This window comes from Nocardioides jiangxiensis, assembly GCF_030580915.1.
GTDB lineage: Bacteria > Actinomycetota > Actinomycetes > Propionibacteriales > Nocardioidaceae > Nocardioides > Nocardioides jiangxiensis.
The window spans coordinates 2243789-2258209 of the sequence record NZ_JAUQTA010000001.1 but is presented as its reverse complement, the minus strand read 5'-3'; the positions used below and the strand labels follow the sequence as shown (position 1 = coordinate 2258209).

At 70.6% G+C, this 14421-nt stretch carries 20 protein-coding genes; 13 read left to right on the top strand and 7 right to left on the bottom strand.

Annotated features, from left to right (window positions below; genetic code table 11):
- The first annotated feature begins 55 nt into the window (after window positions 1–55).
- Window positions 56–1174: an MFS transporter gene (locus Q5722_RS11080; RefSeq protein WP_305028266.1), complete on the top strand. Its 1119-nt coding sequence runs from the start codon at window positions 56–58 to the stop codon at window positions 1172–1174.
- A gap of 27 nt (window positions 1175–1201) precedes the next feature.
- Here the strand turns inward: Q5722_RS11080 and Q5722_RS11075 are convergent, their stop codons facing one another.
- On the bottom strand, window positions 1202–1414 hold the full coding sequence (locus tag Q5722_RS11075) for a PLDc N-terminal domain-containing protein (RefSeq protein ID WP_305028265.1): 213 nt from the start codon (window positions 1412–1414) through the stop codon (window positions 1202–1204).
- Between the two features lie 112 nt (window positions 1415–1526).
- Here Q5722_RS11075 and Q5722_RS11070 point away from each other — a divergent pair, with 112 nt between their 5' ends.
- Both Q5722_RS11070 and Q5722_RS11065 read left to right on the top strand, forming a co-directional pair.
- On the top strand, window positions 1527–1730 hold the full coding sequence (locus Q5722_RS11070) for a hypothetical protein (protein WP_305028264.1): 204 nt from the start codon (window positions 1527–1529) through the stop codon (window positions 1728–1730).
- A 24-nt stretch (window positions 1731–1754) separates the two neighbouring features.
- Window positions 1755–2231, top strand: a complete 477-nt coding sequence (locus Q5722_RS11065; RefSeq protein WP_305028263.1) for an SRPBCC family protein — start codon at window positions 1755–1757, stop codon at window positions 2229–2231.
- A gap of 4 nt (window positions 2232–2235) precedes the next feature.
- Here the strand turns inward: Q5722_RS11065 and Q5722_RS11060 are convergent, their stop codons facing one another.
- The gene (locus tag Q5722_RS11060; RefSeq protein WP_305028262.1) at window positions 2236–2565 is read right to left on the bottom strand and encodes a TfoX/Sxy family protein; all 330 of its coding nucleotides are present in this window, start codon (window positions 2563–2565) and stop codon (window positions 2236–2238) included.
- Between the two features lie 9 nt (window positions 2566–2574).
- Between Q5722_RS11060 and Q5722_RS11055 the strand changes: the two genes are divergently transcribed.
- Window positions 2575–3216, top strand: coding sequence for a dihydrofolate reductase family protein (locus Q5722_RS11055; RefSeq protein WP_305028261.1), 642 nt, complete (start codon window positions 2575–2577; stop codon window positions 3214–3216).
- Between the two features lie 140 nt (window positions 3217–3356).
- Here Q5722_RS11055 and Q5722_RS11050 read toward each other — a convergent pair whose 3' ends face one another.
- The 3 genes from Q5722_RS11050 to Q5722_RS11040 form a co-directional block, all read right to left on the bottom strand.
- Window positions 3357–3644, bottom strand: coding sequence for a DUF1905 domain-containing protein (locus Q5722_RS11050; protein WP_305028260.1), 288 nt, complete (start codon window positions 3642–3644; stop codon window positions 3357–3359).
- Window positions 3645–3757: 113 nt separating this feature from the next.
- A complete protein-coding gene (gene ychF / locus Q5722_RS11045; protein ID WP_305028259.1) occupies window positions 3758–4831 on the bottom strand; it encodes a redox-regulated ATPase YchF in 1074 nt (357 codons plus the stop codon).
- A 55-nt stretch (window positions 4832–4886) separates the two neighbouring features.
- Window positions 4887–6104 (bottom strand): hydroxymethylglutaryl-CoA reductase, encoded by a 1218-nt coding sequence (locus Q5722_RS11040; RefSeq protein ID WP_305028258.1) that lies wholly within the window; start codon window positions 6102–6104, stop codon window positions 4887–4889.
- Window positions 6105–6287: 183 nt separating this feature from the next.
- On the opposite strand from Q5722_RS11040, the gene Q5722_RS11035 reads away from it, so the two are divergent.
- Together Q5722_RS11035 and Q5722_RS11030 are read left to right on the top strand one after the other, a co-directional pair.
- Window positions 6288–6542, top strand: a complete 255-nt coding sequence (locus Q5722_RS11035) for a hypothetical protein (RefSeq protein ID WP_305028257.1) — start codon at window positions 6288–6290, stop codon at window positions 6540–6542.
- A 97-nt stretch (window positions 6543–6639) separates the two neighbouring features.
- Entirely contained in the window at window positions 6640–6900 is a 261-nt protein-coding gene (locus Q5722_RS11030) for a hypothetical protein (protein ID WP_305028256.1), read from the top strand.
- A 30-nt stretch (window positions 6901–6930) separates the two neighbouring features.
- Here Q5722_RS11030 and Q5722_RS11025 read toward each other — a convergent pair whose 3' ends face one another.
- Complete coding sequence (locus Q5722_RS11025; protein WP_305028255.1) at window positions 6931–7182, bottom strand: hypothetical protein; 252 nt, start codon at window positions 7180–7182, stop codon at window positions 6931–6933.
- Window positions 7183–7279: 97 nt separating this feature from the next.
- On the opposite strand from Q5722_RS11025, the gene Q5722_RS11020 reads away from it, so the two are divergent.
- Window positions 7280–8332 (top strand): NAD-dependent epimerase/dehydratase family protein, encoded by a 1053-nt coding sequence (locus Q5722_RS11020; protein ID WP_305028254.1) that lies wholly within the window; start codon window positions 7280–7282, stop codon window positions 8330–8332.
- Window positions 8333–8403: 71 nt separating this feature from the next.
- On the opposite strand, the gene Q5722_RS11015 is transcribed toward Q5722_RS11020, so the two are convergent.
- The gene (locus tag Q5722_RS11015; protein ID WP_305028253.1) at window positions 8404–9510 is read right to left on the bottom strand and encodes an oxygenase MpaB family protein; all 1107 of its coding nucleotides are present in this window, start codon (window positions 9508–9510) and stop codon (window positions 8404–8406) included.
- A 102-nt stretch (window positions 9511–9612) separates the two neighbouring features.
- Between Q5722_RS11015 and Q5722_RS11010 the strand changes: the two genes are divergently transcribed.
- The 6 genes from Q5722_RS11010 to Q5722_RS10985 all read left to right on the top strand — a co-directional run bounded on the left by Q5722_RS11010 (window position 9613) and on the right by Q5722_RS10985 (window position 14411).
- Complete coding sequence (locus Q5722_RS11010; RefSeq protein ID WP_305028252.1) at window positions 9613–10254, top strand: TetR/AcrR family transcriptional regulator; 642 nt, start codon at window positions 9613–9615, stop codon at window positions 10252–10254.
- Between the two features lie 46 nt (window positions 10255–10300).
- Window positions 10301–11452, top strand: a complete 1152-nt coding sequence (locus Q5722_RS11005; protein ID WP_305028251.1) for a zinc-binding dehydrogenase — start codon at window positions 10301–10303, stop codon at window positions 11450–11452.
- A 76-nt stretch (window positions 11453–11528) separates the two neighbouring features.
- Window positions 11529–12473 carry a sterol desaturase family protein gene (locus tag Q5722_RS11000; RefSeq protein WP_305028250.1) on the top strand — a complete coding sequence of 315 codons (945 nt, stop codon included), beginning with the start codon at window positions 11529–11531 and terminating at the stop codon, window positions 12471–12473.
- Window positions 12474–12482: 9 nt separating this feature from the next.
- A complete protein-coding gene (locus Q5722_RS10995; RefSeq protein WP_305028249.1) occupies window positions 12483–13079 on the top strand; it encodes a TetR/AcrR family transcriptional regulator in 597 nt (198 codons plus the stop codon).
- Between the two features lie 22 nt (window positions 13080–13101).
- Window positions 13102–13878 carry an exodeoxyribonuclease III gene (locus tag Q5722_RS10990; protein WP_305028248.1) on the top strand — a complete coding sequence of 259 codons (777 nt, stop codon included), beginning with the start codon at window positions 13102–13104 and terminating at the stop codon, window positions 13876–13878.
- Between the two features lie 29 nt (window positions 13879–13907).
- Window positions 13908–14411, top strand: coding sequence for a DivIVA domain-containing protein (locus Q5722_RS10985; RefSeq protein ID WP_305028247.1), 504 nt, complete (start codon window positions 13908–13910; stop codon window positions 14409–14411).
- The last annotated feature ends 10 nt before the right edge of the window (window positions 14412–14421 follow it).

Below are 14421 nucleotides of genomic sequence, written 5' to 3'. Positions count from 1 at the left end.
TCGGCGGCGGCCGGACCCGGCCCGGTGGACGCTGCACCTCCGGTTGAATACGGACATGACCGTCTGGATCTGCTTCGCAGCGGGGCTCGTGCTCGTGGCGGGGACGTCGATCAGCATCATCGGCGCCCTCGTCGTGCCCCGGCGCGTCGACTCCTGGATCACCTCGGCCGTCGACGGGCTCCTCGACCGGGCCTTCCTGGCCGCGCTCGGTCCGGTCCGCTCGTTCGAACGACGCGACCGCGTGCTCGGCTGGCAGGCGCCGCTCGCGCTCGTCGTACGGCTGACGGTGTGGATGGGGCTCCTCGTCCTCGGCTACGCGCTGATGATGCTGCCGGACACGGACGGACACGTCGGTGACGCCCTGCGCGACGCCGGTTCGTCGATGTTCACGCTCGGCTTCGCCGTCCCGCACGGCGGCGACGGCCAGGTGCTCGCCTACCTCGCGGGCTTCACCGGCATGGTCGTCGTCGGCCTCCAGATCGGCTACCTGCCCACGCTCTACTCCGGGTTCAACCGGCGCGAGACCGAGGTGAGCCTGCTGGTCTCCCGGGCCGGCCTGCCCGCGTGGGGACCGGAGATCCTGCTGCGCACGCACTGGGGCATGGGCGGCGGCGACACGGCACAGGTGCTGGACGACCTCTTCGTGCGCTGGGAGCGCTGGGCTGCCGAGGTCGCCGAGTCGCACGCCACCTACCCGGCACTGCTGCGGCTGCGGTCGCCCCGGGTCGACTCGCACTGGCTGACCTCCCTCATCGCCGTCATGGACGCAGCGGCGCTGCACCTCGCCCTCTCGCCCGACGCGGAGCCGAAGATCAACGCGCGCCTGGCCCTCCGCATGGGCTTCACGACGCTGGACGACATGGCGCGCACGCTCAAGCTCCCCGTTCCGTCGCAGCGCTCGATCGACGCCGAGGCGACGCCGGTCTCGGTGACCTACGAGCAGTTCGTCGCAGCGACGGCAGCCCTGCGCTCGGTCGACTACCCGGTCACCGTGACCGACGAGGAGGCCTGGCCCCACTTCCGCGGATGGCGGGTCAACTACGACGCCGCCGCCCTCGCGCTGTGCCGCGAGCTCGACGCACCGCCGTCGATGTGGACCGGGCCGCGCCGGTGGCCCTCCGAGCCGCGCGCGCCCTGGCGTCCGGCGCCGGGACGCGGCCGGGTGCGCGACTGACGGCCCGCCGCGGCACGCAGGGGACGGTCAGCGACGACCGAAGGCCAGGTAGGCCAGCGGCCCCACCGGCTGGACCACCGACCCTGCGCGCCACAGCAGCTTCGGGCCGCGGACCTGCTCCTTCGACCGCTTGCCGAGGTCGCGCAGCACGTAGCCGGTCAGCAACGTCTCCACCACACCCGCCGCGATGACGAGCTTCTGCTGGGTCGGGCTCAGGTCGTTCCACGTCTTCTTGGCCATGCGGCCATCCTGCCGCCGCGGCCCAAGCGCCACGCGTGGCCGCTGAACCGGATGGCCCCTGGATCTGCTGGCCAGTCATGCGCGCCGGCGGCTGTCGGCGTACCGTCGAGGCATGGCTGACGACCCCCTCTGCCCGACCTGTGGGCAGCCGCTGCGCCGCGGCGGACACCTCACCGACGACGACGCCGCCCTCGTCGCCCGCACGGGCAACGCCGGCATCACCTTCGAGACGCAGGGACGCTGCGAGAACGAGGCGTGCGCCGACTACGGCCGCGAGTTCGCGCCCACGGAGTGGCTCGATCCGTCATCTGCCTGAGCGCCGGTTCCCTACAGTGCTCGTGTGACCCGCAACGACGTTCCCGAGCTGTCCGCCGCGATCGAGATCGCCGCACCCGTCGACGATGTCTGGCGGCTCGTCAGCGATGTGATCCGCATGCCGGAGTGGAGCCCTCAGGTCACCTCCGTCCGGCTCCGCAGCGGGTTCGACGAGGTCGCGCTCGGAGCAGAGTTCACCAACCGCAACACGCTGGGCAACGGCCTCGACTGGACGACCCACGCCACCATCACGGCGTACGACGCGCCGCGCGAGGTCGCCTTCCGGATCGAGGAGAACTGGGTGACCTGGCGCTTCGTGCTCGAGCCGTCGGAGGTCGGCACCCTCCTGCACCAGCAGCGCGAGGCCCCGGACGGGATCTCCGACCTCTCGCAGCAGCTGACCGACGGCTTCATGGGTGGCACCGAGCAGTTCAGCGAGACCATGCGCGCCGGCATGGCCGAGACCCTCGAGCGGATCAAGGCAGCAGCCGAGAAGTCCTGAGGACCTACTTCGGCGGCTGGGACCGGGCGAACGCCAGGCCGGTCTCGACCCAGTCTCCGAACGTGTCCTCGTCCAGGTCGACGGCCTCGACCACGCGGAGCCAGTTGGCCATCTCGCGGCCGCGCATGACGACGCGCTCGGCGCCGCGGGCGACGAGGGCGTCGCTCTCCTCCGGCGAGCAGCGCAGCATGAGCCCGCCCTGGCCACTGGCGGCGACCGCCATGGTGCCCCCGACGAGGAACGCCAGACCGCCGAACATCTTCTTCTCCGACACGTCCGGAGTCCCCGCGACCACGTCGCGGATCCGGTCCGCCAGCACCTCGTCGTACGCCATGATCAGAGCATGGCAGTCCGCGTCGACCTCAACATCTCCCTGGACGGGTTCGCCACGACGACCGACCAGACCCCGGAGAAGCCCTTCGGCGACGACTGGCCCCGCCTGACCGGCGCCTACGTCGCCACACGGACCTTCCGTGAGCGGGTCCTGGGCGACACCTCGGGGTCGGGCACCACCGGCGTCGACGACCGCTATGCCGCGACGTACTTCGAGGAGATCGGCGCGGAGGTCATGGGCGCCGGCATGTTCGGCCTGCACACCTTCCCCGACGACCCCGACTGGCGGGGCTGGTGGGGTGACGAGCCGCCGTTCCGCTGCCCGGTCTTCGTGCTGACGCACACTCCGCGGGAGTCGATCAGCTTCGCCAACGGCACGGTCTTCCACTTCGTCAGCGCGTCGCCGCAGCAGGCGCTGGCGCTGGCCACCGAGGCGGCCGGCGGCAAGGACGTGCGTGTCGGCGGCGGCGCGACGGTGGCCCGCGAGTTCCTGGCAGCGGGCCTGGTCGACCGGCTGCACGTGGCGATCGCACCGATCCTCCTGGGCCGCGGCATCCGTCTCTGGGACGACCTGCGCGGCCTGGAGTCGGGCTACGAGGTGACCGCCGAGACCGCCGAGAGCGGCACCGTCCACCTCACCTTCAGCCGCTAGGGCGCCCCGGCCGCGCCACCACGAGCAGCGGCGCCGCCACCGCGGCCACCCACGTGGACGCCGCCACGGCCAGCGCGCCGCCGGCGGCGACAGCCCGCAGCGCCACGCTCCTCACGCTGGACCGGCCCTGCGCGTGGGGCTCAGCGGCTCCCCAACCGGAGCGACACCCGCACGAGGTCACCCACCTCGAGTGCCTCTGCCCGCCGGATCGCCACACGCAGCGGCAGCGCGTACTGCTCGCCGTACGGGAAGGTCGCGGTGCGGAACTCGGTCTCGCCGATGCGCGCCCGGACCGGCACCTGGCCCCAGTAGACGAGCTCCCGCCCGGCCTCCCGCAGCTCGTCACTCTCGTCGAGCGGGATCGCCACGAAGAAGTACGGCGACGGCCCGCGCCACTCGATGACCTCGCCCTCGAACTCCCACTCCACGCCATCGACGGTAGTCGCTCGTGACGCGTGCACGTGCCCGCACACGTCGCCGTGCCCGGAGCAGAACGACCCCGGCTGCCGAGGTGGCTGCCGGGGTCGTGGTGCGTGTTCGTTCAGACGTTGAAGCGCCACTCGCAGACGTCGCCGTCCTGCATGACGTAGTCCTTGCCCTCGATGCGCACCTTGCCGAGCTCGCGGGCCTTGGCGACGGAACCAGCGGCGATCAGGTCGTCGAAGGCGATGACCTCGCCCTTGATGAAGCCCTTCTGGAAGTCGGTGTGGATCGCACCGGCGGCCTCGGGGGCGGTGGCGCCCTTCTTGATCTCCCAGGCGCGCACCTCCTTCGGGCCGGCGGTGAGGTAGGTCTGCAGGCCGAGCGTGTCGAAGCCGACGCGGGCGAGCTGGTCGAGGCCCGACTCCTCGATGCCGAGGTCGTTGAGCATCTCGAGGGCCTCGTCGTCCTCCATCTCGATGAGCTCGGACTCGATCTTGGCGTCGAGGAAGATCGCCTCGGCGGGCGCGACGAGGTCGCGCATCTTCGCCTTGAGGTCCTCGTCGGCCAGCTCGTCGGTGTCGCAGTTGAAGACGTAGATGAACGGCTTCGCGGTCAGCAGCGACAGCTCGCGCAGCAGCGTGCGGTCGATCTTCGTGGCGATGACCGGCGTGCCGGCCTCGAGGGCAGCCTTCGCCTCCAGCGCGGCCTCGAGGTTGGCGGCGAGGTCCTTGTTCTTCTTCGCCTCCTTCTCGAGGCGGACGACGGCACGGTCGACCGTCTCGATGTCGGCGAGGATCAGCTCGGTCTGGATGGTCTCGATGTCCGAGCCCGGGTCGACCTTGCCGTCGACGTGGGTGACGTCCTCGTCACGGAAGACGCGGGTCACCTGGCAGATCGCGGCGGCCTCGCGGATGTGCGCGAGGAACTTGTTGCCCAGGCCCTCACCCTGCGACGCACCCCGGACGATGCCGGCGATGTCGACGAACTCCACCGTCGCCGGCAGCAGCTTCTGCGAGCCGTAGATCTTGGCCAGCTCGGCCAGGCGGGGGTCGGGGACGCCCACGACGCCGACGTTCGGCTCGATCGTCGCGAACGGGTAGTTCGCCGCGAGCACGTTGTTCTTGGTCAGCGCGTTGAAGAGCGTCGACTTGCCCGCGTTGGGGAGACCGACGATTCCGATAGTGAGGGACACAGGGCGGAATTCTACGGCGTACGACGGCTCTCACGGACCGCGCGCCGCTACCGCCTCACGGCCGGTTGCGCCCCAGGTCGTCGTGGGCCTGCACCCACTCCTCGGCGACGACGGCCGCGCCGAGCGACAGCTCGCCGGCGAGCACGGTCGCAGCGATGATCTCCGCGAGCTTGCGGGCCTTGCCGGCGCCGTAGCAGCCCATGATCTCGAGGCCCTCCCGCTGGGTGGCGAGTCCCGTGCCTCCGCCGTACGTCGCGATGATCAGCGACGGCAGGGTGACGGAGACGTAGAGGTCGCCGTTCGGGAGGAGCTCGGTGAAGCCGTAGAGCGCGGAGGACTCCGCGACGTTGGCCACGTCCTGCCCGGTGGCGATGAAGATCGCCGTGATGCCGTTGGCGGAGTGGTTCCCGTTGTTGTTGGTGACCGACATGATCGAGCCCAGCTGGCCCTTGAGGCGGGCCGCGAAGAGCTTGTCGGTCGACACGTTGAGGTGCCTCTCGACCAGCGCAGCGGGCAGCGTCGCCTCGGCCACGACCCGCTTGCCGCGGGTGTGGAGCATGTTGACGACCGACGTCTTCTTGTCGGTGGCGAACTGCCCCTCGAGCACGAAGTGCAGCTCTCCGGGGTAGTTGAGCTTGATCCAGGCGCAGGCGGCGAAGGTCGCCTTGCCGGTCATGTTCTGCCCCGCCGCGTCGCCCGTGGAGTAGTTGAACCGGGTGTAGAGCAGCTTCGACACCGAGAACTGCTGGATCTCCAGCAGCTTGCCGGTCGTCGTCGTCGCCTCCGCGGCGGCGGCGATCTCGTCGAAGTGCTCGGTCAGCCACTCACCGAACGCCCGCGCCTCGCGCGCGGAGTCGAAGGAGAAGACCGGAGCGCGCTGCATCTTGTCGTCGAGGACGGTCGCGGTGATGCCGCCGGCCTCACGGAAGAGCTTCATGCCCCGGCTGTACGACGCGACCAGCGTGCCCTCCGTCGTGGCCAGCGGCACGAGGAACTCGCCCTGCGCGTGCTCGCCGTTGACCAGCAGCGGGCCGGCGAGCCCCACCGGCACCTGCGCGACGCCGACGAAGTTCTCGATGTTGCCGGGCAGCGACTGCGGGTCGAGCGAGTAGTGCCGCATGTGCGGCTGGTCGGTGCCCGTCGCGGCCGCGAGGAGGTCCTGGCGCGCGCCGATCGCCTCGGCGGAGTAGTCGTCGGTGCGGTCGCGGGGAATCCGGAGGTCGGTCACGACCGCGAGCATCGCACCTCCGGGACGGACCGATGCCCGGGACACGCAGTCCAGGGCACCAGGGCTCACGGACCTGTTGGCCCGTGAGCCGCGTTGGGCCGTGAGCAAAGAGTTACCCCGGCCGTCTCTGGCCGACGGCTCCGCGGAACAGGAGGGACGCAGAGTACGAGGCGCTGAGGCGGTCCCGACGGAGAGACCGCCACCCCGTGCTGCCGAGAGGAGTCCACGATGACCCGCCACAACTGGTTCGCCCGCACCCCACGAGGCCGCGGCTGGACGCCGATCACCTGGCAGGGCTGGGCGCTGGCCCTCGCGCTCGTCGTCGTCCCGCTCGCGTTCGGCGGCGCCCTCGGCGCGACCCCCTCGGTCCTGGCCGGGGCTGCGTACGGCGCCGCGTCGGCGTTCGCCCTCCTCCCCCTGCTGTGGATGGCGATCCTGAAGGGCCCGGCGCCGCGGTGGCGCTACGTCGGCCAGGACGACTGACTTCGACGAACTTCCGGTGTGGCAAGCGTCGCGCGACGACGTGACTTGTGCCACGGTTGGCTCAGGCCCAACGACGAGCCGACGAAAGGTCTCCGCCATGACGCAGCACGTCCACTACTGGTTCGACCGCCGCAACCTCGGTCAGCTGCTGGTCCCCGTGACGTGGCAGGCGTTCGTCCTGATCGGCATCCAGGCCCTCATCGTCGGCATGACCGTCGTCTCGGTCATCGACGAGACCTCGACGGGCATCGCGATCGCCAAGGGGGTCCTGGGCTTCTTCGCCCTCTGCCTGACCTTCTGCGTGGCCATCGCCAAGAGCCCGATGCCGCACTGGCTCCGCCACAGCCTGGGCGACTGACGCCCGGCCGGCAGTCACGCCGGCAGTCGCTCAGTCGAGGCGCCGCACGACCTCGGTCTGCTCCACCACATCCTCGGGCGCCGAGGCGTCCACGGGACCGGGGTGCCGCACGACCTCGCGCGTGACCACCTCACGGCGCGCCATGCGCGACCGCACGATGAACCCCACACCACCGAGCATCAGGATGAGCCCGAGCATGTCGGTGTCGAGCCACGTCGAGTCGGCCTTGAGCGCGAAGGCGAAGATGCCGCCGATGACCATGAGGACGATGCCGGGTGCCATGGGCGCGCAGTGCCCCGTGGTCAGTGCCGGCAAACCCGCAACCCTGCGCGTACGCATTGTGTAACTCGGTGTTGCAACATCTTGCTACCGTGCTCGCATGACTGCCATCGACCCGTCCGCCCCCGTCCTCGTCACGGGCGGCAGCGGCTACGTCGCGAGCTGGATCGTCCGCTACCTGCTGGAGGACGGCCGCACCGTCCGGGCGACCGTCCGCAACCCTGACAAGGCGACCGGGCTCGAGCACCTCCATGCGCTCAGCGAGGCCCACCCCGGCCGGCTCACGCTGCACCGGGCCGACCTCCTCGACGAGGGCAGCTACGCCGAGGCGATGACGGGCTGCGAGCTGGTCATCCACACGGCGTCGCCGTTCCTCGTCGGCAAGGTCAAGGACGCGTACGCCGACCTCGTCGAGCCGGCCCTGGAGGGCACCAAGAACGTACTGGCCAGTGTCGACGCGACGCCGTCGGTGAAGCGCGTCGTGCTCACCAGCAGCGTCGTGGCGATCTACGGCGACGCGGTCGAGATGCGCGGCAAGCAGACCTTCACCGAGGCCGACTGGAACACCACGAGCAGCCTCGAGCACCAGCCGTACTCCTTCTCCAAGACCGTCGCCGAGCGCGCGGCGTGGGAGCGCCAGGCGGCCCAGGACCGCTGGGACCTGGTCACGATCCACCCCGGCCTCGTGCTCGGGCCGTCACTGACCAAGGTCAGCGTCTCGGGCTCGATGACGACGATGGCGATGTTCACCGACCACAGCCAGACCTTCGGCACCGCCCGGCTCTGGCTGGGCGTCGTCGACGTGCGCGACGTCGCGCGCGCCCACATCGCCGCCGGCTTCACGCCCGCCGCCCACGGTCGCTACCTCACCAACTCCGAGTCGATCCGGATGCTGACGATCAGCCGGATCCTGCGGGCGAAGTTCGGCTACCGGCCGTCGTTCCCGCTCTTCGAGGCGCCCAAGGCCGGCGCCTGGCTGGTCGCTCCGTTCATCGGCCAGACCCGCGCCTTCATCGCGAAGAACGTCGGCTACCCGCTCGCCTTCGATGCCAGCCGCACGACGCGCGAGCTCGGCGTCACCTTCCGTCCGGCCGCGGAGTCGGTCGAGGCGCACTTCCAGCAGATGATCGACGACGGCATCACGCGCGGCTGACCGCACCTGCCGACGAGATACACAACGCCCCCGGAGGCTGGCTCCGGGGGCGTTGTCTGGTTCGTCGAAGGTCAGGCGCCGAGCTTCGCGGCGTTGTGCACGTCCATCGAGCCGATGTGCGCCTGCGACTCCTCGAGGCCCTCGTCCGACGGCTTCACACCCTCCTCGAAGACGCGCTTGCGCTGCTTCTCCCGGACGTCCTGGTGCGCCTCCGACGGGATGTCGAAGCCGAAGTGCGCCTGCGCCTCACGCACCTCCCAGACCTTGTCCGAGAGCGGCGCGATGCCGAGGATCGCCGGCGCCGCCACCGGGACAGCCTGCGGCGCGATGAAGTTCATGAAGGCGAGGCGGATGTTGAGGCTGCTGTACAGGAGCGAGTGCATCGCCTTGACGGGCAGGCGCACCGCGGCGTCGGTCAGACGGCCCTGGTGGAGGCCCGCCATGTCGCGCATGTACTTCGGGTACGTGGAGATGACCGCCTTGCTCAGCAGGAAGATGGCCGGGGCGAGCGCCTTCTTCTGCCACTGAGGGGCGTCGACCGGCAGCGCCACGTCGATCGGCAGGATGAACTTGATCATGTCCTGCGCGCCCTCGGACGCAGCCAGACGCGGGCGCCAGTCCTCGAAGTACTTGTGCACCGCCTCGCGCGTGGTCGGGACCAGGTCGGGGTCGATGGTCTGCAGCTTCGCGACCTCGCGCATCTCCTCCCAGAAGCGGTTCTCCTCGTCCTCGGTCAGCTTGCCCGGGCCGAACATCTCGTAGCACTTGAGGATCGAGTGCCACGCCGTGACGTGGATCCAGAGCTGCGAACCACCGTCGTTGGCGTCGTACGTGCCGCCGGTGACGGGGTCGTGGCCGATCGCCTTGGAGTGGACCTTGACCAGGACGTCGGCAGCCTTGCAGGTCTGCTCGGCGCCACCGAAGAGCTGGAGGCCGAAGTAGCGCAGCGTGCGGCCGTAGCGGGTCGCGGGGCGGTACTTCACGCCGCCGGACTGGATGACGGCGGCCGCGAGGTTCGGGTCGAAGTGCTCGATGGTCACCGCGCGCACGAAGCCGAGGACGTACGACGTGGGATGGCCCCACACCTTCCACGACACCGAGTCCGGGCCGAGGAAGCCGTAGTCGGCCATCGGCTCGTACTGCTTCATGAGCTGCGCGCGGGTCTTGAGGCCGAGCATCCGGCACTCCCTTCGAACGGCCGTTTGTTACGACGGCGTAGGAATTTATTACAGGGCCGTAGGTTCGCACGCGACACGGCGTCACGGATAGCGTTTGTGGACGTGAGCCGAGACACAGCGTCACAGACACCGCGCCGCAAGTACGCCGCGCGCGTGCCCGTCGACGAGCGTCGCGAGCAGCTGCTCGACGCCGCGCTGACCGTGCTGGCCCGCGACGGCTTCGACAACGTCACCATCGAGGCGATCAGCAAGGAGGCCGGCGTGACCCGGCCGGTCGTCTACAGCGCGTACGACGGCCTGGAGCCGCTGCTCCACGCCCTCCTGGACCGCACCCGCAACCGCGCGCTCGCCCAGGCGATGCAGGTGCTCGTCGAGTCGGGCACGCCCGAGGACGTCGACACCTGGATCGTCACCGCCATCGACGGGCTCATCGAGCAGGTCGTGGCCGACCCCGACGTGTGGCGCCCGGTCCTCGGCGTGACGCGGGGAGCACCCGCCGTCGTCCGCGACCGGATCGAGGAGACCCGCGAGCTGATCCGCGGCTACCTGGAGGCCGGCATCGAGACCGGCATCCAGCTGCGCGGCGGCCCCGACGTCGACAGCCGGATCCTCTCCCACGTCGTGCTGGTGATGGCCGAGGAGTTCGGGCGACTGATCCTCGAGGACCCGCCGCGCTACTCCAGGGAGCGCATGGTCGACGCCGTCGCCGGCTTCCTCCGCGCCGCACCTCCCCCGGCTCCGTGACCGCTGCGCCCTGACGCCCCTCGACAGCCACCCCTAGGCTGCGGCCATGTCCACGATGAAGGCCGCCGTCGTCCAGCAGGGCGAGTTCAGCGTCACCGACCTGCCGGTGCCGACCCCCGGACCGGGGCAGCTGCTGCTCCGCGTCGTACGCGCCGGGATCTGCGGGTCCGACCTGCACGCACGCTCCCACACCGCCGACCTCCACGCGCTCGGCCGGGACCTCGGCTACGAGGCGATCATGTCGCCGGCCCAGCAGGTCGTGATGGGCCACGAGTTCGTCGGCGAGCTCGTCGCGCGCGGCCCGAAGACGAAGCGCAGCTGGACCACGGGCACCCGCGTCGTCGCCGTCCCGATGGTCAAGCACGGCGACGAGATCCACATGACCGGCTTCGACGTCGACGCCCCCGGCGCATACGCCGAGTACCTGCTCGTGCAGGAGGCCTTCGCGTTCGCGGTGCCCGACGGCGTGGACGACGACAAGGCCGCCTTCACCGAGCCGCTCGCCGTCGCGTGGCACGCGGTGCGCCGTGGCGAGGTGGGCCGGCGTCCGGCGATCGTCATCGGCTGCGGGCCGATCGGGCTCGCCGTGATCCTCATGCTCAAGGCGTCCGGCGTGAAGACGATCGTCGCCTCCGACCTCTCCCCGACCCGGCGCGAGCTCGCGCGACGGTGCGGCGCGACGGTCGTCGTCGACCCGCGCGAGCAGTCGCCGTGGACGGCGTACGAGCTGAAGGGGCCGGTGGGCTCGGTGACCGAGCTCGCCGACTTCGGCCTCTCCGCCATCGGCGCCATGCGCAAGGTGCCGCTGCTGCCGTGGGGCCGGGTCATGCGAGCGGGCGAGAAGCTGGGCGCCGCTCCCGCCGGACCCGTCGTCTTCGAGTGCGTCGGCGTGCCCGGCATCCTCGACCAGATCTTCGCGGCTGCCCCCGTGCGTTCCCGGATCGTCGGCGTCGGCGTCTGCATGGAGCCGGACACCGTCCGCACGACGCTCGCGCTCAACAAGGAGCACGAGATCCGGTTCGTCTTCGCGTACGACCCCGAGGAGTTCCAGCACGCGCTGCACCTCATCGCGAGCGGCAAGGTCGACCCGTCGCCCCTGCACACAGGCACGGTCGGACTCGGCGACCTGACCCAGGCGTTCACCGACCTCGGCGACCCGGAGGCGCACGCCAAGATCCTCGTCGACCCCTCCCTGTGAGGCCGCTCTCTCCGCGTTGACCTTCGTTTGACCGATCGGTTAATTTACCGATCGGTCAAACGAAGGAGTCATGCCCATGGACCTCGCCGCCGTCTGGCACGCGATCGAGAACCCGATCCTCTTCGCCCTCCCCGTCTTCGCCGCCTGCATCGCGGTCGAGGCGGCGTTCTACGCCTGGGACGCGCGCAACGACCGCGCGGCGGCGGGTGAGCGCGGCTACCTGCCCGTCGACACCCGGACCAGCCTGTCGATGGGCGCCGGGGCCCTCGTGGCGATGGTCTTCTTCAAGACGATCACGCTCGTGCTCTTCGTCTGGCTCTGGCAGGAGGTGGCGCCCTGGCACCTCCCCGTCACCTGGTGGAGCTGGGCACTCCTGCTGCTGGTCACCGACTTCACCTGGTACTGCAACCACCGCTTCTCGCACGTCGTCCGCATCGGCTGGGCGGCGCACCAGGCACACCACTCCAGCGAGTACTTCAACCTCGGCACCGCACTGCGCCAGAAGTGGAACCCCTGGTCGGAGGCGATCTTCTGGCTGCCGCTTCCCCTCCTCGGCTTCGAGCCGTGGATGATCTACGTGGTCTTCGGCGCCAACCTCGTCTACCAGTTCTTCAGCCACACCGAACGGATCGGCCGGCTGTGGGCGCCGATCGAGTACGTCTTCAACACCCCCTCGCACCACCGCGTGCACCACGGCTCCGACGACATCTACCTCGACCGCAACTACGGCGGCATCCTGATCATCTGGGACCGGATCTTCGGCACCTTCCAGCCCGAGGTCTTCACGCCCCGCTACGGACTCACCTCACCAGTCGGGACCTACAACCTCCTCGAGCTCGAGTACGGCGAGTACCGCAACATCTGGCGCGACGTCCGCGCCGCGCGCGGCCTCCGGGCCCGGCTCGGCTACGTCTTCGGCCCGCCGGGCTGGAACCCGGTCGACGGCCGTCCGGTACTCCCCGCGAACGACGACCCCGCCCGGCGCCCCATGGCCGCTGCCGTCACCGCCGGACGTGAGTAGTCTCGTCCGGTGACATCGGACCGCTCCCCCGCCAAGCTGCCCCGCGACCAGCGGGAGGCCCTGCTGCTCGACGCAGCACGGGAGGAGTTCGGCGCACAGGGCTATGCGGGCGCATCGCTGGGGGCGATCGCCACGCGCGCAGGGGTCAGCAAGGCGCTGGTGCTGACCTACTTCGGCTCCAAGGACGGCCTGTACGCCGCGTGCGCCTCCCGTGCCGGCGTCAACCTGGCCGAGCGGATCGAGAAGGTGATCACCTCTCCCCTCGGCCCGGAGGCGATGGCCCTCGCGACGCTCACCGCCATCTTCGAGGGCCTGGAGGGACGCCAGCAGGACTGGAACGTCCTCACCGACCGCACCGCCCCCGGCGGCACCACGGCGGGCGACGCCGTCCGCGACCAACGCCGCACGATCGCGGAGCAGGCCAGCCGCGGCGTCGCCAGCCTGGAGCGCTTTGCGACGCTCGAGGCCGACGACCGCGAGATCCTCACCAGCATCTGGATGAGCGCCGTCACCGCGGTCGTCCACTGGTGGCAGCGCCACCCCGACCGCGGCGTCCAGGAGATGGCCGAGCGTTGCGGGCGGATCCTGGCGACGCTCGTCGACTGAGCCGCCTCTAGGCTTCGTGGTCATGCGCATCGCCACCTGGAACGTCAACTCGCTCAGGACCCGCATCGACCGCGTCGAGGCGTTCCTGCAGCGCCACGACATCGACGTCCTCGCCATCCAGGAGACGAAGGCGAAGGAGGAGCAGATCCCGCTGATGGGGCTGCAGATGCTCGGCTACGACGTCGCCGCCGTGGGCTACGACCAGTGGAACGGCGTCGCGATCGTCTCCCGCGTCGGCCTCGAGGACGTGACGGTGGGCTTCGAGGGGATGCCGACCTTCAAGGACGCCTCGGAGGCGCGCGCACTCGGCGCGACGTGTGGAGGGGTGCGGGTCTGGTCGCTCTACGTCCCCAACGGACGCAAGCCCGACGACCCGCACTACGCCTACAAGCTCGAGTGGCTGGCGGCCCTGCGCGCCGCCGCCGGAGAGTGGTCCTCGGTGCCGACCGCCCTGGTCGGCGACTGGAACATCTGCCCCACGGACGAGGACGTCTTCGACGTCTCGCAGTTCCGCAACTCCACGCACGTGACCCCGGCGGAGCGCGACGCGTTCGCGGCCTTCGGCGAGGACGGGTGGCTCGAGGTGACGCGCTCGCACGCGGCGGGCTACACGTACTGGGACTACTACCGGCAGCGCTTCGAGCGCGACCGCGGCCTGAAGATCGACTTCGCGATCTGCTCGCCGCCCCTCGCGTCCCGGGTCACCGGTGCCTTCATCGACCGCGAGGAGCGCGACCCCACGGTCTTCGCGGGAGCTCCCTCGGACCACGCGCCCGTCATCGTCGACATCGCCGACTGAGCCCGCCGGCCTCCGGCTACGGTGGCGGCATGGCGAACATCGACGTCGACCGCGTCCGCTTCTCCCCCGTGCGGCTCCGTGAGGGGTACGACATGGGCGAGGTCGACCAGCACCTCGACCTGGTCAAGCAGACCCTGGCCGCCCTCGACGCAGCGGTCACGGGCTCTGCGCCGGTGCCCGGCGCGCTGCCCTCGCCGCGCTTCACGCCCGTGCGGCTGCGCGAGGGGTACGACATGGGCGAGGTCGATGCGTTCCTCGACGAGGTGGCCGCCGAGGAGGCCCGCCTCCGCGGACTCGCGGGGCGCGGCATCGCGGTGCCGGACGCACCGCAGACCGACCCCGTGATCGACCCGAGCGCGCCCGACCGGGTCACCGACGTGAGCGCGCCCGCCGAGGTGGTCGACGTCAGCGCACCGCCGACCGGCGACGCGGCGTACCCCGAGCTGATCCGTGAGGGGTCCTCCGGCACAGGTCTGGCCGTCGTCGCGCTGGTCGTGCTCGTGGCCCTCGTCCTGGCCCTCGTGCTGCTCTGAGCGGCGGGTC